This is a genomic window from Aestuariivirga litoralis, from assembly GCF_003234965.1.
GTDB classification, from domain to species: domain Bacteria; phylum Pseudomonadota; class Alphaproteobacteria; order Rhizobiales; family Aestuariivirgaceae; genus Aestuariivirga; species Aestuariivirga litoralis.
This window is the reverse complement of sequence record NZ_QKVK01000001.1, coordinates 352,678-372,508: the sequence shown is the minus strand read 5'-3', so window position 1 is coordinate 372,508 and position 19,831 is coordinate 352,678. Positions and strand designations below refer to the sequence as shown.

16 protein-coding genes and 2 riboswitches are annotated in these 19,831 nt (G+C 66.8%); of the genes, 5 read left to right on the top strand and 11 right to left on the bottom strand.

Annotated features, from left to right (window positions below; genetic code table 11):
* Positions 1–3 precede the first annotated feature (3 nt).
* Genes DK847_RS01865 through DK847_RS01855 form a run of 3 tightly spaced genes read right to left on the bottom strand, consistent with a single transcriptional unit; the run spans position 4 to position 3,408 of the window.
* A complete protein-coding gene (locus DK847_RS01865; RefSeq protein WP_111195907.1) occupies positions 4–2,010 on the bottom strand; it encodes an oxidoreductase in 2,007 nt (668 codons plus the stop codon).
* 56 nt (positions 2,011–2,066) lie between these two features.
* Positions 2,067–2,666: a short chain dehydrogenase gene (locus DK847_RS01860; protein WP_111195906.1), complete on the bottom strand. Its 600-nt coding sequence runs from the start codon at positions 2,664–2,666 to the stop codon at positions 2,067–2,069.
* A 1-nt stretch (position 2,667) separates the two neighbouring features.
* A complete protein-coding gene (locus DK847_RS01855; protein ID WP_111195905.1) occupies positions 2,668–3,408 on the bottom strand; it encodes a DUF1013 domain-containing protein in 741 nt (246 codons plus the stop codon).
* Positions 3,409–3,570: 162 nt separating this feature from the next.
* Between DK847_RS01855 and DK847_RS01850 the strand changes: the two genes are divergently transcribed.
* Complete coding sequence (locus DK847_RS01850) at positions 3,571–4,308, top strand: polysaccharide deacetylase family protein (RefSeq protein WP_111195904.1); 738 nt, start codon at positions 3,571–3,573, stop codon at positions 4,306–4,308.
* Here DK847_RS01850 and DK847_RS01845 read toward each other — a convergent pair.
* Positions 4,305–5,087, bottom strand: a complete 783-nt coding sequence (locus DK847_RS01845) for a DODA-type extradiol aromatic ring-opening family dioxygenase (RefSeq protein WP_111195903.1) — start codon at positions 5,085–5,087, stop codon at positions 4,305–4,307. The genes DK847_RS01850 and DK847_RS01845 overlap by 4 nt on opposite strands.
* Before the next feature lie 128 nt (positions 5,088–5,215).
* The gene (locus DK847_RS01840; RefSeq protein ID WP_111195902.1) at positions 5,216–7,117 is read right to left on the bottom strand and encodes a propionyl-CoA synthetase; all 1,902 of its coding nucleotides are present in this window, start codon (positions 7,115–7,117) and stop codon (positions 5,216–5,218) included.
* 158 nt (positions 7,118–7,275) lie between these two features.
* On the opposite strand from DK847_RS01840, the gene DK847_RS01835 reads away from it, so the two are divergent.
* Positions 7,276–8,901 (top strand): acyl-CoA synthetase, encoded by a 1,626-nt coding sequence (locus DK847_RS01835; protein ID WP_111195901.1) that lies wholly within the window; start codon positions 7,276–7,278, stop codon positions 8,899–8,901.
* A gap of 94 nt (positions 8,902–8,995) precedes the next feature.
* Here the strand turns inward: DK847_RS01835 and gcvP are convergent, their stop codons facing one another.
* From gcvP to DK847_RS01815, 4 genes are all read right to left on the bottom strand, one after another.
* Positions 8,996–11,899, bottom strand: a complete 2,904-nt coding sequence (gcvP, locus tag DK847_RS01830) for an aminomethyl-transferring glycine dehydrogenase (protein WP_111195900.1) — start codon at positions 11,897–11,899, stop codon at positions 8,996–8,998.
* Positions 11,900–11,904: 5 nt separating this feature from the next.
* On the bottom strand, positions 11,905–12,273 hold the full coding sequence (gcvH, locus tag DK847_RS01825) for a glycine cleavage system protein GcvH (RefSeq protein ID WP_111195899.1): 369 nt from the start codon (positions 12,271–12,273) through the stop codon (positions 11,905–11,907).
* 12 nt (positions 12,274–12,285) lie between these two features.
* Positions 12,286–13,404, bottom strand: a complete 1,119-nt coding sequence (gcvT, locus tag DK847_RS01820) for a glycine cleavage system aminomethyltransferase GcvT (RefSeq protein WP_111195898.1) — start codon at positions 13,402–13,404, stop codon at positions 12,286–12,288.
* 46 nt (positions 13,405–13,450) lie between these two features.
* A riboswitch (glycine riboswitch) is annotated at positions 13,451–13,567 on the bottom strand.
* 1 nt (position 13,568) lies between these two features.
* Positions 13,569–13,657, bottom strand: a riboswitch (glycine riboswitch).
* A 57-nt stretch (positions 13,658–13,714) separates the two neighbouring features.
* Positions 13,715–14,800 carry a cupin domain-containing protein gene (locus DK847_RS01815; RefSeq protein ID WP_111195897.1) on the bottom strand — a complete coding sequence of 362 codons (1,086 nt, stop codon included), beginning with the start codon at positions 14,798–14,800 and terminating at the stop codon, positions 13,715–13,717.
* An 80-nt stretch (positions 14,801–14,880) separates the two neighbouring features.
* On the opposite strand from DK847_RS01815, the gene ispH reads away from it, so the two are divergent.
* Together ispH and rnhA are read left to right on the top strand one after the other, a co-directional pair.
* Positions 14,881–15,843, top strand: coding sequence for a 4-hydroxy-3-methylbut-2-enyl diphosphate reductase (gene ispH / locus DK847_RS01810; protein WP_111196317.1), 963 nt, complete (start codon positions 14,881–14,883; stop codon positions 15,841–15,843).
* Positions 15,840–16,289 (top strand): ribonuclease HI, encoded by a 450-nt coding sequence (gene rnhA / locus DK847_RS01805; RefSeq protein ID WP_111195896.1) that lies wholly within the window; start codon positions 15,840–15,842, stop codon positions 16,287–16,289. The genes ispH and rnhA overlap by 4 nt, the downstream gene beginning before the upstream one ends.
* A gap of 98 nt (positions 16,290–16,387) precedes the next feature.
* Here rnhA and speB read toward each other — a convergent pair whose 3' ends face one another.
* Together speB and doeA are read right to left on the bottom strand one after the other, a co-directional pair.
* The gene (speB, locus tag DK847_RS01800; protein ID WP_111195895.1) at positions 16,388–17,353 is read right to left on the bottom strand and encodes an agmatinase; all 966 of its coding nucleotides are present in this window, start codon (positions 17,351–17,353) and stop codon (positions 16,388–16,390) included.
* 9 nt (positions 17,354–17,362) lie between these two features.
* Entirely contained in the window at positions 17,363–18,544 is a 1,182-nt protein-coding gene (doeA, locus tag DK847_RS01795) for an ectoine hydrolase DoeA (protein ID WP_111195894.1), read from the bottom strand.
* 64 nt (positions 18,545–18,608) lie between these two features.
* Here doeA and DK847_RS01790 point away from each other — a divergent pair, with 64 nt between their 5' ends.
* Positions 18,609–19,700 carry an NAD(P)/FAD-dependent oxidoreductase gene (locus DK847_RS01790; RefSeq protein ID WP_111195893.1) on the top strand — a complete coding sequence of 364 codons (1,092 nt, stop codon included), beginning with the start codon at positions 18,609–18,611 and terminating at the stop codon, positions 19,698–19,700.
* Positions 19,701–19,831 lie beyond the last annotated feature (131 nt).

The following is a 19,831-nucleotide window of genomic DNA, read 5'->3' as shown; positions in this document are numbered from 1 at the left end:
GCCTCAGCAGAGGGGCCGCTCCCTCCTGACCGTCACATCGGCCTCGCCGAATTCCCGCGCCAGCCTGTGCCCGGCATAGACGGCGTGCACGATCAGCCCCGGGGCACGCGCATCGCCGATGAGTGCGAGCGAGGCCAGGCCGTTGCCCTTCAGCGCATGGCAGAGCGCGTCGTCGCCATCACGCGATGTGACGGGCACGACGCGATCAGCCGCGATCTCGCGCGTGGCGCCGGAATAGGCGCAGCTCACGACAGCCACGCCCGGCCTCAGTCCGCTCACCAGCGCATTGACGATCACCGTCACGCCAAGCTCCAGCAGGCGCGCATGGGCGCGGTGCTGTTCGGCAGTGAGTTCCGACCAGGCCGCCACCTTGCCGGCGCTGGTGACGTAGGTGACCTGGGCGCCCTGACGGGCCAGATGCTCGGCGATGGCGGGTGCGAGATAGTAGTGGTCGTCGTCGAACACCACGGCGGCGCCCGTCACCGGGGTTGCCAGCACCTGCTCCGGTGCAAGAATTCGGGCATCGGCATAGGAGGCGATCGGAGCCCGGAAGCTCCGCCCGCGCCCATCGAGCCGCCAGCGGCTGCCGGTGGCCACCACGACATGGGGGATGCCGAGATCCATCACATCTTCGGGCGCCATGCGGCTGTCGCGGAAGATCTCGATGTTGGAAAGCTTGGAAATCTGGTGCAGCCGCCAGTCGCGCACGCGGGCCCATTCGGCAAGGCCCGGCAGCTTCGTCTCCCAGTTCAGCCGGCCTCCGGCGCTCAGACCCGCGTCGGCGATCTTCACCTCATGCCCGCGCCGGGCCAGCATCAGGCCGGCCTCGAGGCCGGCCGGCCCCGCGCCGACGATGAGCACCTGCTCACGCTGCTTCGCCACCGCGATCTGCTCCGGGTGCCAGCCGCGCCGCCACTCCTCGCCCATGGTGGGGTTCTGGGTGCAGCGGATGGCCGCGGCACTCGAGTTGTGCGCATAGCAGATGTTGCAGCCGATGCATTCGCGGATGTCGTCCTCGCGGCCCTCCGAAATCTTCCGCGGCAGGAACGGATCGGCGATCGAGGGCCGCGCCGCGCCGATGAAATCCACGATGCCGCGCTTCACCTGGCCCAGCATGGTTTCGGGCGAGGTGAAGCGCCCGACACTCACCACCGGCTTGCCCGTGACCTTGCGGACATGGGCGATGTGGGGTTCGAGCGAGCCCTCCTTCACGAAGCGCGAACCGCCCATTTCCTGGCTGTAGTCCGCGATGGTGACGTCGAAGAGGTCGACCAGCGGCGCCAGCGAGGCCAGCAGCTCCGCGCGCTCATCGAGGCCGCCGCCATCCTCGTTGTCGACCTCGATGCGCAGCGCCACGGCGCAACGGTCGCCGATGGCGTCGCGCGTCTCGGCCAGCACCTCGCGCAGCAGGCGCGCCCGCTGCATCAGGGTGCCACCATATTCATCGGTCCGCGTGTTCATGTCGCGGTCGAGGAACTGGTTCAGGATATAGGTGTGCGCGGCATAGACATAGACCACGTCGAGCCCCGCCTGCCTGGCCCGCAGTGCCGCCGCGCGGTGCCAGCCGCGGAAACGGCGGATGTCGTCGAGGTCCATCTTCGCGCATTGCCAGGGCGACTCGGCGGCGGGAAAGCTCGAGGGCGCCAGCGCCACCTCGCGCGAGAGGTTGTTGGAGGAACGGATGCCGCCATACCACAGCTCCGTTCCCGCAAGGCTGCCGTGCTCGTGCACGGCATCCGCCATCGCCGCCATGTTGCGCACGTCACCCTCGTCCCACAGGCTGGCGAAGGGATGCGGCACATCGTCAGACGACGGATGGATGGAGCAATACTCGGTGTTGACGACGCCCCAGCCGCCCGCCGCCTTGATGCCGCGCATCGTGGCAAGCGTCTGCGGCAGCTGGTAGCCCATGCCGGTGCAATGCGGCACCTGGTAGAAGCGGTTGGGTGCGGTCACCGGCCCGATCTTCACAGGCTCGAAGAGAATGTCGAAACGGCTGTCACGCGGCATGAAAAAAGCCTCTCCCTGATGGGGAGAGGCTAACAGCGTTCAGCGTGTTTCGGCAATCAGCCGACGCAGATCACCTGGCCGGTGAGCGCGCCATCGACGCTCTTCGCATAGGCAAGGCCCACGCGGGCGTTGGACACGGGCTCATGGCCGGGGAAGAAGCCGTCATATTTCGCCGCCGAGTCCTCGAGCAGGCCCGGGCTCACGGCATTGATGCGGATGCCGCGCGGCATCTCGATCGCCGCACCCCTGACGAAGGCGCCGATGGCGCCATTGACGGCGGCGGCATTGGCGCCCTGCCGCACCGGGTCACGGTCGAGGATGCCGCTGGTCAGCGTGAAGGAGCCATTGTCGTTCACATGGTCCATGCCGAGCAGCACGATGTTCACCTGGCCCATCAGCTTGTCGTCGAGGCCTTTCCGGAACTGCTCCGGCGTCATCGTCGCAACGGGGCCGAAATGCACGTGGCCGACGGTGGTGACCACCGCGTCGACCTTGCCGAGCTTCGCATACATGGCCTTCACCGAGGCCTCGCTCATCACGTCGACGGTGAGGTCGCCCGAGCTGCGGCCAGCGCGGATGATGTCGTGGCGGCGGCCGAGTTCGGCTGCCGCCGCCTTGCCAACCGTGCCGGAGCCGCCGACGATCAGGATGCGCATCTTATTCCTCGTCCTGCTGGCCGCGGCGCAGGGGCTTCAGCTTGGCGAAGACCGAGTCCGCGTCATACTGCGGCTCGGCCTCGCGCGGCGATGGCTCGGAGGGCGCGAAGGTCGGCTCGTCGTCGGCGTGAGCCGCGGCATGGGCCGCCGTGCCTTCCACTTCCGAGGCGGGAATGAGGGTGCGGACAGGCGCGGATTCATTTGCCGGCTTGCCCGCCTTGCGCGCCGCCTTCTGCACCGCGAAGTCGAGGTCGAGCTGCGAGCAGATGCCGAGCGACACCGGGTCGACGGGCTTGATGTTGCCGGCGTTCCAATGGGTGCGGTCACGCACCGATGCGATGGTCGACTTCGTCGTGCCGACGAGCTTCATCACCGCCGAATCCGGCAGTTCCGGGTGGTAGCGCAAGAGCCAGGCGATGGCGTCCGGGCGGTCGCCGCGGCGCGACACCGGCGTGTAGCGCGGGCCCGAGGTCGACTTCTGCACCTGGATGTTGACCTTCGACTCGAGGATCTTGAGGCGATACTCGGAATCCTTCTCGCCCTTCTCGATTTCCTCGCGGGTCAGCTGGCCGCCGGTGATCGGGTCCATGCCCTTGATGCCGGCCGCCACGTCGCCGTCGGCAATGCCCTTCACCTCGAGCTCGTGGAGATGGCAGAAATCGGCGATCTGGCGGAAGGTGAGGCCGGTGTTCTCGACCAGCCACACGGCGGTGGCCTTCGGCATCAGCGGTGTGCGGGACATTGGTCTTCACTCCTTGAGAACCGGTGTTTCAGGTTCCCTGTCTTTACGACAGCTTGTTGGGGATGGGTGAGATATAGAGGGGGCTGCCGTCTGGCGCAATCCCCGAATTTCACGCCCTGCGGGAGCTTGCCGGGGGCGCGGCCAGGGTGCAAAGGGGGGGCCATGACGCGCGCTCCGCTCCTTGCCGCAACGATTCTGCTGCTCTCCGCCCTGGCGGCGGGCGCGGCCACGCCGCTGAGCGAGCCGCGGCTGCGGCTTGCCCATGGCGCTGCCCACCAGCAGCCGCAGGTGGCGCTGACGCTGGATGCCTGCAGCGGCAAGGCCGACCAGCGGATTTTCGAGGCCCTGGTCGCCAACCGGATTCCCGCCACCGTGTTCGTCACCGCCCGCTGGCTGCGGCGCAACGGCGACTCGCTGAAACTGATGCTCGCCCATCCGGACCTGTTCCAGATCGAAAATCACGGGGCGCGCCACGTGCCGGCCATCAGCGTGCCGATGAAGGTCTATGGCCTTGCCACGGCGGGCTCCCCGGCACTGGTGAAGGCCGAGGTGGAGGGCGGCCGGGACGCCATCCTGGCGGCGACCGGCCATGCGCCGCGGTGGTTCCGCGGCGCGACGGGGCGCTATGACACGGCCGCCATGGCCGAGATCCGCGGCCTCGGCGAGGCCATCGCCGGCTACACGATCCGCGCCGATGACGGGGCCACGCTGCCGGCCGCAGCGGTGGCGAAACGCCTTGCCGCAGCGAAGGACGGCGACGTGATCATCGCCCATGTGAACAAGCCGGAGCGCCCGTCGGGTGCCGGGGTGGTGACGGGCATCCTGGCGCTCAAGGCGAAGGGCTTTGTCTTCGTGAAGCTCGGCGCGCCGCCCAGCCCGGCTCCGCTGCACGGCAGCTAGGCCGCCTTTTTCTCTTCACCGAAGGCGAAGCTCGTCATGCTGATCGAGCCCCAGGTGAAACTGCGGTGGATGGCATGGCCCGAGCCGCCGCCGGCCCCCAGTGCCACGAAGAGGGGCATCAGGTGCTCGGGCGTGGGATGCGCGATGCGCCCGCCCTGGGTATCGAGGACCCTCAGAAGTGACGCCTCGTCGCCCGCCTCGACGGCCGTGACGATGTAATCATCGACCGCCTTTGCCCAGTCCGGCGCCGGCGTGCCCTCCCGCGCGATGGCGCGCAGGTTGTGGACGATGGCGCCGGAGCCGACGATCAGCACGCCCTTGTCGCGCAACGGCGCGAGCGCCTTGCCCAGCGCCACGTTCTCCGCCGCCGACGCGCCATGGCGCAGCGACAGCTGGACGACCGGCACGTCGGCCCTGGGGAAGGCCAGCATCAACGGGATCCACACGCCATGGTCATAGCCGCGCCGCGCGTCCTCGGCGAAGGCGATGCCCGCCGCCTTCAGGGCATCCGCCACCTCTGCCACCACCGCGGCCGATGTGCGGGCTGGATAGGCCATGCTGTAGAGCCGGTCGTCGAAGCCGCCGAAATCATGGATCGTCGGGGGTGCCGCTGCCGTGCCGATGGTTGGCAGGCGGGCTTCCCAATGGGCGGAGATGACGAGGATCGCCCTCACGCCCGGAAAGCGCTTGCCCAGATCCTGGGTGAAGGCGCGGGCAGGGGTGGTGGACAGCGGCAGGTCCGGCGCGCCATGGGCGATGAACAGGGCGGGAAGCGTCATGGATGAACTCCTCTGATGGAGCTCAATCTAGGCCGCTCCGCCCGCCCGGTCATCGGGCAGGCGGGAAGGAGACTGCTTCCGCCGGGGGAGCAATCGCCGCCGCCCCGGCTGCGGCACGTGCGGGACGCCTAGACGCCGATCCCCTTCGAGCCCAGCGCGGCGCGGATCTCGTCGAGGATTGCCGGATCATCGATGGTGGCTGGCGTCTTGAACTCTTCCTTGTCGGCGATCTTGCGCATGGTGGCGCGCAGGATCTTGCCGGAACGCGTCTTGGGAAGGCGCGGCACGACCACAACGGTCTTCAAGGCCGCCACCGCGCCGATCTTCTCGCGGATGCGCTTCACGCATTCGGATTCGATCTCCGCAGCTGGACGCGCCACGCCGGATTTCAGCACCACGAAGCCCACCGGCACCTGGCCCTTGAGCTGGTCGGCAATGCCGATCACCGCCGTCTCGGCGACATTGGGGTGGCCGGCGAGCACTTCCTCCATGCCGCCCGTCGACAGGCGGTGGCCGGCGACGTTGATGATGTCGTCGGTGCGGGCCATGATGTAGAGGTAGCCGTCCTCGTCCATGTAGCCCGCATCCGCCGTCTCGTAATAGCCGGGGAAGTGCGAGAGGTAACTCTTGCGGAAACGCTCGTCGTTGTTCCACAGGGTGGGCAGGCAGGAGGGCGGCAGCGGCAGCTTCACGCAGATGGCGCCCAGTGTCCCACGCGGCACTTCATGGCCGCCTTCGTCGAGAACCTGGATGTCGTAACCCGGCATCGCCACGGTGGGCGAGCCGTGCTTGACGGGAAGCATGCCGAGGCCGACCGGATTGCCGGCGATGGCCCAGCCGGTTTCGGTCTGCCACCAGTGATCGATGACCGGGACCTTGAGCATCTCCTCCGCCCACTTCACCGTGTCCGGGTCGGCGCGTTCGCCGGCGAGGAACAGGGTGCGGAGCGACGTCAGATCATATTTGCCAATGAAGTTGCCATCCGGATCTTCCTTGCGGATGGCGCGGAAGGCGGTGGGGGCGGTGAAGAGCGCCGAGACGCCATAGTCCGCGATGACGCGCCAGAAGGTGCCGGCATCCGGCGTGCCCACGGGCTTCCCTTCGAAGACGATGGTGGTGGCGCCCTGCAGCAGCGGCGCATAGACGATGTAGCTGTGGCCGACGACCCAGCCCACGTCGGACGCGGCCCAGAACACCTCGCCCGGCTTGATGTCGTAGACATTGTCCATCGACCATTTCATTGCCACCGCGTGGCCGCCATTGTCGCGCACCACACCCTTGGGCTGGCCGGTGGTGCCGGAGGTGTAGAGGATGTAGAGCGGGTCGGTGGCCTTGACGGGCACGCAGTCGGCCTTGCGGCCGAAGCCCCGGGCGACATGGCAGATGCCGTCCCAGTCATGGTCGCGGCCGGTCTTGAGCTCGGCCTGCACCTGCTCGCGCTGGAAGACGACGCAGGCCTCGACCTTGTGCGCCGCGATGTCGAGGGCCTGGTCGAGCAGGGGCTTGTAGGCGATGACGCGGCCCGGCTCGATGCCGCAGGAGGCGGTCATGATCACCTTGGGCTTCGAATCATTGATGCGGGTGGCGAGCTCCGGCGGCGCGAAGCCGCCGAAGACGACGGAGTGGATGGCGCCGAGGCGCGCGCAGGCAAGCATGGCGAAGAGCGCCTGCGGGATCATCGGCATGTAGAGGATGATGCGGTCACCCTTGCGGACACCGAGATCCTCCAGGGCTGCGGCCAGCGTCGCCACCTCGTCGAGGAGCTGGTTGTAGGTATACGTGGCCTTGGCACCGGTGATCGGGCTGTCATAGATGACGGCGAGGCGCTCGCCGTTGCCCGCCTTCACGTGGCGGTCCACCGCGTTCCAGCAGGTGTTGAGCTCGGCGCCCACGAACCAGCGGTCGAGGCCATCGACCCTGGCATAGACGTCGGTCCAGGGCTTCACCCAGTCCACGCCCCCGGCGGCGCCCGCCCAGAAGCCGGCGGGGTCCTGTTTCCAGGCGGCATAGGTCTCGTGATAGCGGCTCATTCTGGCTCCCTCCCTGGGGCGGAATTTGGCGTCTTTATCCGCCGCCGGGCGGGCGGAATCGAGTTAGCAATTGGTCGCGTGCCGGGTGGCCCCGCCCGGCTTTGACGGCGGATTGGAAAGGGTTAGAACTGTCGCCGAACCAGCCGAAGGGTGCCCGGATGTCCGCCTACGAGACCGACCTCGACAAGAACCCCGCCAATTACCAGCCGCTGACGCCGCTGACCTTCCTCGCGCGCTCGGCCGCCGTCTATCCGGACCAGGCGGCAATCATCCATGGCCGCCAGCGCACCACCTATGCGCAGTTCTATGCGCGCTGCCGCCAGCTGGCCTCGTCGCTCGCCAAGGCGGGTATCAGGAAGGGCGAGACGGTGTCCGTGCTGCTCGCCAACACGCCCGCCATGCTCGAATGCCATTACGGCGTGCCGATGACGGGGGCGGTGCTGAACACGCTGAACACTAGGCTCGATGCGCCCACCATCGCCTTCTCGCTCGGCCACGCCGAGGCGAAGGTGCTGATCGTCGACAAGGAATTCTCGAAGCTCGCCAGGGATGCGCTGGCCCTGATGGAGGGCCAGCACCCGATCGTCATCGACTATGTCGACCCCGAATTCCCGGTCGACGGCGAGCGCGTGGGCGCGATCGACTACGAGCAGTTCGTGGCGAGCGGCGACGCCTCCTTCGCGTGGCTGTGGCCGGCTGATGAGTGGGAGGCGATCTCGCTCAACTATACCTCCGGCACGACGGGCAATCCGAAGGGCGTGGTCTATCACCACCGCGGCGCCTATCTCCTGGCACAGGGCAACGTGCTCACCGCGTCGATGCCCAAGCATCCGGTCTATCTCTGGACGCTGCCGATGTTCCACTGCAACGGCTGGTGCTTCCCGTGGTCTCTCTCGGTCGTCGGCGGCACGCATGTGACGCTGCGCTGGGTGCGGCCGAAGTTGATCTGGGAGGCGCTGTCCGAACACAAGGTCACCCATCTCTGCGGGGCGCCCATCGTGATGTCGACGATCCTCAACGCACCGGCGGAGGACAAGCGGGTGCTGTCGCAGAAGGTCGAGTTCTTCACCGCCGCGGCCCCGCCGCCGGAGGCGGTGCTGGCGGCCATGTCGGAACAGGGCTTCAACGTCACGCATCTCTATGGCCTCACCGAGACCTATGGCCCTGCCGTGGTCAATGACTGGAAGGATGACTGGAACCTTCTCGATGGGCCGAAGCGCGCGCAGAAGAAGGCGCGGCAGGGTGTGCGCTACCACGCGCTCGAGGACCTGACCGTGATGGACCCCGAAACCATGCAGCGCGTGCCGGCCGATGGCGAGACCATGGGCGAGGTGATGTTCCGCGGCAATATCGTGATGAAGGGCTACCTCAAGAACCCGAAGGCTTCGGCCGAGGCCTTCCGCGGCGGCTGGTTCCATTCGGGCGACCTCGGCGTGCTGCACCCCGATGGCTATATCCAGCTGAAGGACCGCTCGAAGGACATCATCATCTCGGGTGGCGAGAACATCTCCTCGATCGAGGTGGAGGACGTGCTCTACAAGCACCCGGCGATCCAGGCGGCCGCCGTGGTGGCGCGGCCCGACGAGAAGTGGGGCGAAACACCTTGCGCCTTCGTCGAACTGAGGCCCGGCAAGCAGGCCACGACGGAAGAGATCATCGCGTGGTGCCGCGAGGGACTGGCCCATTTCAAGGCGCCGAAGTACGTGGTGTTCACCGAACTGCCGAAGACCAGCACGGGCAAGATCCAGAAGTTCAAGCTCCGCGACATGGCCAAGGACGTGTGAGGCGCGCGCTGGTCCTCACGCGGGCCGCGGCGAGATGGTGCATCCCCCTGACCGTCACCCCGGCGAAAGCCGGGATGACGGAGCTTGAGGGAGCCTACTCCGCCGCCTCCATGTAGTTCGCCATGGGCGGGCAGGTGCAGACGAGGTTGCGGTCGCCGAAGACATTGTCCACCCGCGCCACCGGCGGCCAGTACTTGTCGTTCGGGTACCCCTTCAGCGGGAAGAAGGCCTTCTCCTTCGAGTAGGGGTGCTTCCAGTCGCCGAGCAGCAGGCGGTGGGTGTGGGGCGCGTTCTTCAGCACGTTGTCGAGCTTGTCGGCTTTCCCCTCTTCCACCTCGGCGATCTCTTTCCTGATCTCGATCATTGCGTCGCAGAAGCGGTCGAGCTCGCGCTTCGACTCGGACTCCGTCGGCTCGATCATCAGCGTGTCCGGCACGGGGAAGGACATGGTGGGGGCGTGGAAGCCATAGTCGACGAGGCGCTTGGCCACGTCCTCGACCGACAGGCCCGTGCGCTCCTTCAGCCAGCGCAGGTCGATGATGCACTCATGCGCCACGAAGCCGCCGGGGCCCTTGTAGAGCACCGGGAAATGCGGATCGAGCCTCCTGGCGATGTAGTTGGCGTTGAGGATCGCCATCATCGTCGCCCGGGTCAGCCCTTCGCCGCCCATCATGGCGATGTAGGTCCAGGAGATCGGCAGGATCGAGGCCGAGCCCCAGGGTGCGGCAGAGACCGCGCCCTGCGACTGGTCCTTGCCTGCCGCGGGGTTCACACCCGTGACCACGCCATGGCCCGGCAGGAAGGGCGCCAGGTGCGCCTTGACGCCTATCGGCCCCATGCCCGGCCCGCCGCCGCCATGCGGAATGCAGAAGGTCTTGTGCAGGTTCATGTGGCAGACATCCGCCCCAAGCTCCGCCGGCCTGACGAGGCCGACCTGCGCATTGAGGTTGGCGCCGTCGAGATAGACCTGGCCGCCATTGGCATGGACGATCCCGGTGATCTCCTTGATCGCCGTCTCGAACACGCCATGGGTCGACGGGTAGGTGATCATCAGCGCCGCGAGGTGATCCTTGTGCTCCTCGGCCTTCTTCTTCAGGTCCGCGACATCGACGTTACCATGCTCGTCGCAGGCCACGACCACCACCTTCATGCCCGCCATCACGGCCGAGGCCGGATTGGTGCCGTGCGCCGAGACGGGGATCAGGCAGACGTCGCGCTGCGTGTCGCCGCGCGACCGGTGATAGCCGCGAATGGCGAGAAGCCCCGCATATTCGCCCTGGCTTCCGGCATTGGGCTGCAGCGACACGGCGTCGAAGCCGGTGATCTCCGCCAGCATCTCTTCCAGCTCTTCGAAGAGCTGCATGTAGCCCTGCGCCTGCTCGAGGGGCGCGAAGGGATGCAGCATCGAGAAGCTGCGCCAGGTGACGGGGATCATCTCCGTCGTGGCATTGAGCTTCATGGTGCAGGAGCCGAGCGGGATCATCGCCTGGTCGAGCGCCACGTCCTTCACCTGCAGGTGGCGCAGGTAGCGCAGCATCTCGGTTTCCGAATGATACATCGAGAAGACCGGGTGCGTGAGATAGCTGGACGTGCGGCGCAGCGGCTCGGGGATCGTTTCCTTCACGCCCTTGTCGATCTCGTCGATCGACGCCTTCTCCAGCGCATCGGTCCTGAACACGGTCAGGAGCCGTTCGAGTTCCTGCCGGCGCACCGACTGGTCGAAGGAGACCCCCAGGTGATCGGCATCGACGAAGCGCAGGTTGATGCGCTTCTCCTTGGCCTTGGCCCACAGCGCGTGCGCCCGGCCCGGGGCATGGATGGTCACCGTGTCGAAGTAGCTCCTGGTCACCACCTCATAGCCGTAGCTCGTCACCGCGGCGGCGAAGATTTCCGCCATGCGGTGGGTGCGTTCGGCCATCTTCCGGATGCCCTTGGGGCCGTTGTAGATGGCGAACATGGCGGCGATGACGGCGAGCAGTACCTGCGCGGTGCAGATGTTGCTCGTCGCCTTCTCGCGGCGGATGTGCTGCTCGCGCGTCTGCAGCGCCATGCGCAGCGCCCGGTGGCCCTCGGCATCGACCGAGACGCCGATGACGCGGCCCGGCATCGAGCGCTTGTATTCGTCCCTCGTCGCAAAGAAGGCGGCATGCGGGCCGCCATAGCCCATGGGCACGCCGAAGCGCTGGGCCGAGCCGATGGCGATGTCGGCGCCGAGTTCACCGGGCGGCGTCAGCAGTGCGAGTGCCAGGAGGTCGGTGGCCATGATGGCCAAGGCGCCTGCGCCATGGAGCTTCGAAATCACGCCGCGGAAGTCGCGCACCTCGCCCGAGGAGCCGGGGTAGGAGAGAAGGGCGGCGAAGACAGTCTCCGGCTTCAGGTCCTTCATCGGATCGCCGATGACGACGTCATAGCCGAAGGCGCGGGCCCGGGTCTCGATCACGCCGATGGTCTGCGGGTGCGTGTCCCTGTCGACGAAGAAGGCGTTGGCCGTGGTCTTCACCACGCGCTTCGCCATGCTCATGGCCTCGGCCGCCGCCGTGCTCTCGTCGAGCAGCGAGGCATTGGCGATTTCGAGGCCCGTCATGTCGATGATCATCTGCTGGTAGTTCAGCAGCGCCTCGAGGCGGCCCTGGCTCACCTCCGCCTGGTAGGGCGTATAGGCCGTGTACCAGCCGGGGTTCTCCAGCACGTTGCGCAGGATCACCTTGGGCGTGACGGTGCCGTAGTAGCCCATGCCGATCATCGAGACGAAGACGTCGTTGCGATCGGCCATCTTGCGGAGATAGGACAGGGCAGTCCGCTCCGGCATGGCCTTCTTCAGGGCCAGCGGACGCCGGGCACGGATATTCTCCGGCACGACCTTGGCGATGAAGTCCTCGAGCGACCTGGCGCCGAGGCTTCTCAGCATCTCGGCGGTGTCGGTGTCATCCGGCCCGATGTGGCGGGCGATGAAGTTCGCGCCGGGTTCGAGCTCGGCGAAGGTGAGGCGGGTGGCCATGATCGTTATCCGTTCACCAGCTTGTCATAGGCGGCCTTGTCCATCAGCTCGTCGAGCTCGGACGGGTTGGAGAGCTTCACCTTCATGAACCAGGCACTACCCTCGGCCTCGCGGTTGACGAGTGCGGGATCTCCTTCGAGCTCCTTGTTGATCTCGACGACCTCGCCGGAGACCGGCACATAGACCTCGCTCGCGGCCTTGACGCTCTCGACGACGGCGGCCTGCTCGTGGGCGGCGACCTTCTTTCCGATGGCGGGGAGTTCGATGAACACCACGTCACCCAGCTGCTCCTGCGCGTGGTTGGTGATGCCGATGGTGGCGATGCCGTTCTCGACGATCACCCACTCATGGTCCTTGCTGTACTTGGCGGTCATGTGGAGAGGCTCCTAGCGTTTGAAGCGGTTGGGGATGAAGGGAAGCGAGACGATCGCGGCGGGCATGGGTTGCCCGCGCACGACGAGATTGATTTTCGTACCCGGCGCGGCGCTTGCCGTTTCGACATAGCCCATGGCGATGGGCCCGCCGACCGAGGGGCCGAAGCCGCCCGACGTGACCTTGCCGATCTCGCGGCCGGCTTGATCGGTAATGACGGTGCCGTCACGCGCCGGGGCACGGCCCTCGGGCCGGATGCCGACGCGCTTCCGTGCCGTGCCGCTGGCCAGCTCCTTCTGCACGCGGGCTGCGCCGATGAAGCCGCCCTCGCTGCGGCGGCGCTTCTGGATCGACCAGACGAGATCGGCCTCGACCGGCGAGGTCGCCTCGTCCAGCTCATGGCCATAGAGGCAGAGGCCGCCTTCCAGGCGGAGCGAATCACGCGCGCCGAGGCCGACGGGCTTCGCCAGCGGGTCGGAGAGCAGCAGGTTCCACAGTTTCGAGGCGTCGGCATTCGCCACCGAGATTTCGAAACCATCCTCGCCGGTATAGCCCGAGCGCGAGACCTGGGCGCTGATGCCGCCGATCTCGACATCGGCGTAATGCATGAAGGGAATGTCCGTCACCGCGGGCGCCAGCTTCGCCAGTGCTTCCTCCGCCTTGGGGCCCTGCAGGGCCACCAGCGAAAGATCGTCGCGCCGCGTGAGCGTCACGTTGGATGGCAGGTGCTTCTGCATCCAGGCGTAATCGTGTTCCTTGCGGCCGGCATTGACGACGACATAGAGCGTTCCGTCCTTGGCATGGCGGGTGATCATCAGGTCATCCAGCGTGCCGCCCTCATCGTTCAGGAACTGCGAGTAGCGCTGCTGGCGCGGCTTGAGGCTCGTGACGTCCGCCGGCACCAGCGCCTCCATGGCCTTCGCCACGGTGTCGAAATCCGCGCCCTCGATCAGGCACTGGCCCATGTGGGAGACGTCGAAGAGGCCGGCATTCTCGCGCGTCCAGTTGTGCTCGGTGAGGATGCCGGACGGGTATTGCACCGGCATGTCATAGCCGGCGAAGGGCACCATGCGGGCCCCCAGCCTCACGTGATCGTCGTAAAGGGATGTTCGTTTGGGAGCGTCTTCGCTCATGCTTCAAGTCTCCGGACAAGGAATGGCCAGACCCGGCGAAACCGGATCTGCCCCCTCTGTACGAGACCTGAGAGATTTCACATCCGGTCACTCCGACACCGGATGCTTGCTCCTTCGGTGAGCGGGCGCTGTCGTGAACCCGCTGCTCTCCAGAGTTCGACCTTATGCCCTGCCGGTCCTTTTGCCTGAGAGTTTCCGGGGCGGTTGCTCCTTCGGCGCCGGGGCTGGGCCCGGTCTCTTCCGCACAGGGCACTGTGCTGAACGCGTTGCAACCTATGCTCATTCGCGCCCAAGTCAAGCAGGCCTGACGTCAGAGCTGATCTGTGGAAAAGACACCGGGCAGGCTGACTTCCAGCAGTTCGAGATCACCGGAGGCTGCGGAATAGCGCGTCCGGAGGCCGGGCGGGATGACGAAGGCATCGCCTGCCTGCAGGGGGAAGGGTTCCTTGCCCTCGCCCTCCAGCACCATCGATCCCTTCATCACGAAGGTGAACAGGATGTCGCCGTGGTGCAGCGTCCAGCGCGTTTCGCCGCCATCGGGGCGGAGCACGAGGACCGAGGCGACGCCCCTGGTGTTCTCGCTGATCGTCGTGTCCCGTGCCAGGAAGCCGGGCAGGCGCGACGTCCGGAATTCCCCCTTCGCCCCGACATTGTGGACGAAGCGCTGGCCCTGCCATTCGCGCTCGGGCCTCACCTGTGCGGTGGGCAGTGTCATCTGGTGGTCGATCTCGGTGACGTGCTCCGCCGGGACGCCGATCTCGATCACCTCGATGCCGTCGCTGGCCTCCAGCACGCGGTGGCGGATCTCGGGGGGCTGGATGAAGCAGTCGCCCGCCGTGAGCCGGATCGGCCCGCCCTGGTCCTCGTAGACCACGTCCACCCAGCCCTTGATGCAGAAGATCAGCTGGAAGCCGACCTTGTGGAAGTGCACCATGTCCGGCACCGGCCCGCCATCCGGGATGCGGATATGCGAGGCAATCATCGCGCCGCCCAGCCGCGATGGCACGAGGTCGCGGTAGAGCATGCCCGCCCGCCCGATCACCCAGGGCGCCTGATCGGCCAGGCGGCGGACCACGAAGGCATGCTCGGTCTTCGGCAGCACCAGCCGCGGGTTCAGTTCGTCGATCTCGACCAGGGTGCCGTTGGGGGCGGTGAGCACGCGCTGGCCGCCCGCGAAGCCGTCCGGATCCTCGGTGAGAATCCGGATCGTGCCGGGCGGCTCCGCCGCCCCCTTCTCGATCCGCAGCCTGAGGCCATGGCCGGAGAGCACGGCGATCTCGGGGTTGTCGGCCGGGTAGATCATGTCCAGCCGCATCTTCAGGGTTTTCGTGAAGAAGGGCAGGTCGTCGCGGAGTTCATGCGTGGGCAGGCGGATTTCGGCGCGGGTTTCGGTCATGGGGCGATTTGAGGGGGAGCCTGCGGGGGCGTCAAGCACAGATGGTTGACATCGCCCGCCTCCCCCCGCATCTGTTGGCCATGACGAAGCCCCCTCTCAAAGTCCTGCTCGCGGCCCCGCGCGGTTTCTGTGCGGGCGTGGTGCGGGCGATCGACATCGTGGAACGGGCGCTGCAGCTTTACGGTGCACCGGTCTATGTGCGCCACGAGATCGTGCACAACAAGTTCGTGGTCGATGACCTGAAGGCCAAGGGCGCCATCTTCGTCGAGGAGCTCGACCAGATCCCCGACGGCGACCGGCCGGTGGTGTTCTCCGCCCATGGCGTGCCGAAGTCGGTGCCCGCCGCCGCGACGGCACGCCACATGTTCCAGCTCGATGCCACCTGCCCGCTCGTCACCAAGGTGCACATGGAGGCGCAGCGCCACCATGCCGAGGGCTTCGAGATCATCCTCATCGGCCACAAGGGCCACCCGGAGGTGATCGGCACCATGGGGCAATTGCCGCCGGGCGCCGTGGTGCTGATCGAAACGGCGGAGGATGTCGCGAAGCTTCAGGTGAAGGACCCGCAGAAGCTCGCCTACGTCACCCAGACCACGCTTTCGGTCGACGACACCAGGGACGTGATCGCAGCCCTGCAGGCCCGCTTCCCCGCCATCAAGGGCCCCTACAAGGAAGACATCTGCTACGCCACCACCAACCGGCAGGAAGCGGTGAAGGCCATTGCACCCAAGGTGGACCTGCTTCTCGTGGTGGGTGCTCCCAATTCCTCGAACTCGCGCCGCCTCGTCGAGGTGGGCGAGCGCGAGGGCACGCCGCGCTCGATGCTGGTCCAGCGCGCCTCCGAACTCGACTGGCCGACCCTTCAGGGTCTCTCCACCATCGGCATCACGGCGGGGGCTTCCGCACCGGAACTGCTGGTGAACGAGATCATCGATGCCTTCCGCGCCCATTATGACGTCACCGTCGAGACGGTGACGCTGCGCGAGGAGAACGTCTCCTTCAAGCTGCCGCGGGAACTGCGCGAGGCACCAGCCACGCCATGACCGCGAACAAGGTGATCGTGCATACGGACGGAGCCTGCTCCGGCAATCCGGGCCCCGGCGGCTGGGGCGTGATCCTCGACTACAACGGCACGCGCAAGGAACTCTCCGGCGGCGAGGCCCAGACCACCAACAACCGCATGGAACTGATGGGCGCCATCTCGGCGCTGGAGGCGCTGAAGCGCCCCTGCGAGGTGGAGATGCATGTCGATTCGCAGTACGTGAAGGACGGCATCACCAAGTGGATCCATGGCTGGAAGAAGAACGGCTGGAAGACTGCGGACAAGAAGCCCGTCAAGAATTCCGAACTCTGGCAGCGCCTCGATGATGCGCTGAAGCTGCACAAGGTGAGCTGGCACTGGGTCAAGGGCCACGCGGGCCATGACGAGAACGAGCGCGCCGACGAACTGGCGCGCGAGGGCATGGCGCCGTTCAAGCGGCGCCCCTAAGTCCCGTCACCCCGGCGAAAGCCGGGGCCCAGCTTTGGTTCAGCATGCATGGAAAGAAAGCTGGGTCCCGGCTTTCGCCGGGATGACGGCATAGAGAATTATTTCGATCGTCCCTTCGCCACGTCCTCCGCCATCGGGCACAGGATCTCGAACATCATGGTCACGCCCGCATGGGCCGTCACCCCTGACGGATCAAACGGCGGCGACACCTCCACCACGTCGCCACCGACGATGTGCAGGCCCCGCATCTCGCGCAGCATCTGCTGCGCCTGGAAAGTGGTGAAGCCGCCGATCTCCGGCGTGCCGGTGCCCGGCGCATAGGCCGGGTCGAGGCAGTCGATGTCGAAGCTCACATAGGTTGGGCCATCGCCGACGATCCTGCGGGCCTCGGCCATGATGGCCTTGGGGCCCTTCTCCATCGCCTCCTCGATGCGCACGAGGCGGACACCCATCTTCTCGCCCCATGCGAAATCATCGAGGTCGTACATCGAGCCGCGCAGGCCGATCTGGATGGTGCGCTTCGGGTCGAGCACGCCTTCCTCGATGGCGCGGCGGAAGGGCGTGCCGTGGGTGTATTTGAAGCCGCCGAAGTAGCCGTCATAGAGATCCGTGTGGGCATCGAAATGGATCATGCCCACCGGCTCCTTCTCGCCCACGGCGCGCAGCACGGGGAGCGAGCAGAGATGATCGCCCCCCGCCGAGAGCGGGCGGATGCCCTTGGCGACGAGCTTCTTGAAATAGGTCTCGACCCGCTTCAGGCCGTCCATCACGTCGGCCGGGTTCACCGGGCAGTCGCCGAGATCGGCGATGTTGGCGAGCTGCGAGGGCACCACATGCGAGGTCTGGTGCATGGGCCGCACCATGGAGGAGGCATCGCGCATCTGGCGCGGCGCATGGCGCGGGCCCGGGCGGTTGGTGGTGCCGCCGTCCCACGGGATGCCGACCATGCCGATGTCGATGCCCTGCGCCTGGTCGAGGTCGACATGCGGCATGCGCATGAAGGTGGCGATGGCGCCGAAGCGCGGCGTGACCAGCCCGGACAGGGGCTTGTTGAACTCATTCATCGTGTGACCTCAGTTCTTGATGACCAGCTTGCGCGGCGTCCTGCACAGGCATTCGACGCCGCCGGGAGTGATGAGAATGGACTCCGACAGTTCCAGCCCGCCGTCGTCGAGCCAGAGTGCGGGCATGAAATGCAGCGTCATGTTGGGCTCCAGCACCGTCCTGTCGCCGCGGCGGATCGACAGCGTGCGCTCGCCCCAGTCCGGCGGGTAGGACAGGCCGATCGAATAGCCGGCACGCGAATCCTTGTGGAAGCCGCGCTTCTGCAGCGTGCCGAAGAAGGCCTCCGCCACCTCGCCGCAGGTGATGCCGGGCCGGCACTTCTCGAGCCCCGCCTCGGTTGCCTCCGACACGGCACTTTCGGCATCGAGGAACTTCTGCGGCGGGGTGCCGAGATAGACGGTGCGCGACAGCGGCGCGTGGTAGCGGCGATAGCAGCCGCCGAGCTCGAAGAAGGTGCCTTCGTTGTTGTTGAAGGGCCGGTCGTCCCAGGTGAGGTGCGGCGCCGTGGCATCAAGCCCCGACGGCAGCATCGGCACGATGGCGCAATAGTCGCCCCAGTGGCCATTGGCACCGAGTGCCGCCTGCTTCTGGATCTCGGCCACCAGCACGTTCTTCGGCAGGCCGGGCTCGACGAGCTCGATCACCCTGGCATGCATGGCGTCGACGATGGCCGCCGCGCGGCGGATGAAGGCCACCTCGTGGTCCGACTTGACCATGCGCTGCCAGTTGACGAGGCCCGTCGCGTCGACGAAGGAGGCGGTATCGAGCTGGCTGCGCAGCGTTTCCCAGGCCGAGGCCGAGAACCAGTAATTGTCCATCTCGACGCCGATGCGGCCCTGGTCCCAGCCGCGCTCGCGGATCACCTGCGCCAGCTGCTTCATCGGGTGCTTCAGCGGGTTCTGCACGTAGGTGTCGTCGTAACCGACGATGTTGTCGTGGTGCATGAAGACGGTGCGCTTGGCGCCTTGCGCGTCCATGCCGCGGCCCCACCAGACAGGTTCGCCCTCAAGCGACAGGAGCACGCCCTGGTGGACATAGAAGGACCAGCCATCGTAGCCCGTGAGCCAGGCCATGTTGGAGGGGTCGGAGACGAGGATGAGGTCCAGCCCCTTCGCCTCCATGGCCTTGCGCGCCTTGGCGATGCGCCGGCGATACTCGTCCTCGGGGAAATGCAGCGTCACGTTCGTCATGGCTGGCATGATGATACGGCGGGACGTTCTTGCGCAAGTACCAGCGCCCGGCTTAACTGGAGCCATGAGCAAGGATTTCGACGTCATCGTCATCGGCGCCGGCATTGCCGGGGCCTCCGCCGCGGCACACCTGGCGGCCACGCACCGTGTGGCCATCTGCGAGATGGAGGACCGGCCGGGCTACCACACCACCGGGCGCTCGGCGGCCATGTATGAGCCCAATTACGGCTCGCCGCCCATGCTGGCGCTGACGCGCGCCGCGGGGCCGGAGTTCTGGGCTGGCGGCTTCCTCGCCAAGCGCGACACCATCTTCTTTGCGCCACCGGAGCAGGAGGCGCAGTTCCAGCGCCTGATGGGCCTGCAGAAGGGCATGGAGGAGATTTCGGTGGCGGAGGCCAAGCGCCGCTTTCCCTTCCTGCAGGATGGCTATGCGCGCTGGGCGGTGCTCGACGCGCACACCGCCGATATCGACGTCGACGCCCTGCACCAGCACTACCTGAAGCTGTTCCGCCAGAACGGCGGCGAGATGCACTGCGAGCATGCGGTGACCGCGCTGGAGAAGAACGGCGGCTGGACGGTGCGCACCAAGTCCGAAACGCTCCGGGCACGGATCATCGTCGATGCCGCGGGCGCCTGGGGTGACGTGGTGGCGGAGATGGCGGGGCGGAAGAAGATCGGGCTGCAGCCCAAGCGCCGCTCCATGGCGGTGGTGCCCGGCCCCGAGGGCGAGGACTTCATGAGGTGGCCGATGGTCGGCGACGTGGGCGAGACATGGTACTGCAAACCGCAATCGGGCAAGCTGCTGATCTCGCCCGCCGAGGCGACGCCGGTGGACCCGCATGACGCCTATGCCGACGACATGACGCTGGCCGAGGGCATCGCGCGCTTCCAGGAGGCGGTGAACTACGAGGTGACGCGGGTTGAGCGCACATGGGGGGGCTTGCGCTCCTTCGCGCCCGATGGCTGCCCGGTGGTGGGCTATGACAACAGGAACGACGGCTTCTTCTGGCTGATCGGGCAGGGCGGCTATGGCATCCAGTCCTCGCCCGCGCTGTCGCGCCTTGCGGCAGCGCTGGTGCGCGGCGAGGCGCCGCCGGCCGACATCATGGACGAGGGGCTGGTACTGGCGGAGATCTCGCCGGAGCGCTTCGCCTGAGGACTGCCGGGCCTGTCCGGGTTACGGAAAATAATCCTTGACTTTAATTCCTAGATGTGCTAGACGGCAGGCGGAACGTGCCTGCTGCTGATTGACATGGTGAATCCGATTTTTCCCGGTCCGCGAAGGTC

What these genes read in the sequence shown, in the direction of transcription:
- DK847_RS01860 (WP_111195906.1), bottom strand. Translation starts at nt 2,666, where the DNA reads ATGCGCATCCTGATCGTCGGCGGCTCCGGCACGGTTGGCAAGGCGGCG.
- DK847_RS01850 (WP_111195904.1), top strand. Translation starts at nt 3,571, where the DNA reads ATGACGCGCGCTCCGCTCCTTGCCGCAACGATTCTGCTGCTCTCCGCC.
- gcvT (WP_111195898.1), bottom strand. Translation starts at nt 13,404, where the DNA reads ATGAGCGAAGACGCTCCCAAACGAACATCCCTTTACGACGATCACGTG.
- gcvH (WP_111195899.1), bottom strand. Translation starts at nt 12,273, where the DNA reads ATGACCGCCAAGTACAGCAAGGACCATGAGTGGGTGATCGTCGAGAAC.
- DK847_RS01855 (WP_111195905.1), bottom strand. Translation starts at nt 3,408, where the DNA reads ATGTCCCGCACACCGCTGATGCCGAAGGCCACCGCCGTGTGGCTGGTC.
- doeA (WP_111195894.1), bottom strand. Translation starts at nt 18,544, where the DNA reads ATGACGAACGTGACGCTGCATTTCCCCGAGGACGAGTATCGCCGGCGC.
- DK847_RS01840 (WP_111195902.1), bottom strand. Translation starts at nt 7,117, where the DNA reads ATGAGCCGCTATCACGAGACCTATGCCGCCTGGAAACAGGACCCCGCC.
- DK847_RS01815 (WP_111195897.1), bottom strand. Translation starts at nt 14,800, where the DNA reads ATGACCGAAACCCGCGCCGAAATCCGCCTGCCCACGCATGAACTCCGC.
- DK847_RS01790 (WP_111195893.1), top strand. Translation starts at nt 18,609, where the DNA reads ATGAGCAAGGATTTCGACGTCATCGTCATCGGCGCCGGCATTGCCGGG.
- DK847_RS01845 (WP_111195903.1), bottom strand. Translation starts at nt 5,087, where the DNA reads ATGACGCTTCCCGCCCTGTTCATCGCCCATGGCGCGCCGGACCTGCCG.
- gcvP (WP_111195900.1), bottom strand. Translation starts at nt 11,899, where the DNA reads ATGGCCACCCGCCTCACCTTCGCCGAGCTCGAACCCGGCGCGAACTTC.
- DK847_RS01835 (WP_111195901.1), top strand. Translation starts at nt 7,276, where the DNA reads ATGTCCGCCTACGAGACCGACCTCGACAAGAACCCCGCCAATTACCAG.
- rnhA (WP_111195896.1), top strand. Translation starts at nt 15,840, where the DNA reads ATGACCGCGAACAAGGTGATCGTGCATACGGACGGAGCCTGCTCCGGC.
- ispH (WP_111196317.1), top strand. Translation starts at nt 14,881, where the DNA reads ATGACGAAGCCCCCTCTCAAAGTCCTGCTCGCGGCCCCGCGCGGTTTC.
- DK847_RS01865 (WP_111195907.1), bottom strand. Translation starts at nt 2,010, where the DNA reads ATGCCGCGTGACAGCCGTTTCGACATTCTCTTCGAGCCTGTGAAGATC.
- speB (WP_111195895.1), bottom strand. Translation starts at nt 17,353, where the DNA reads ATGAATGAGTTCAACAAGCCCCTGTCCGGGCTGGTCACGCCGCGCTTC.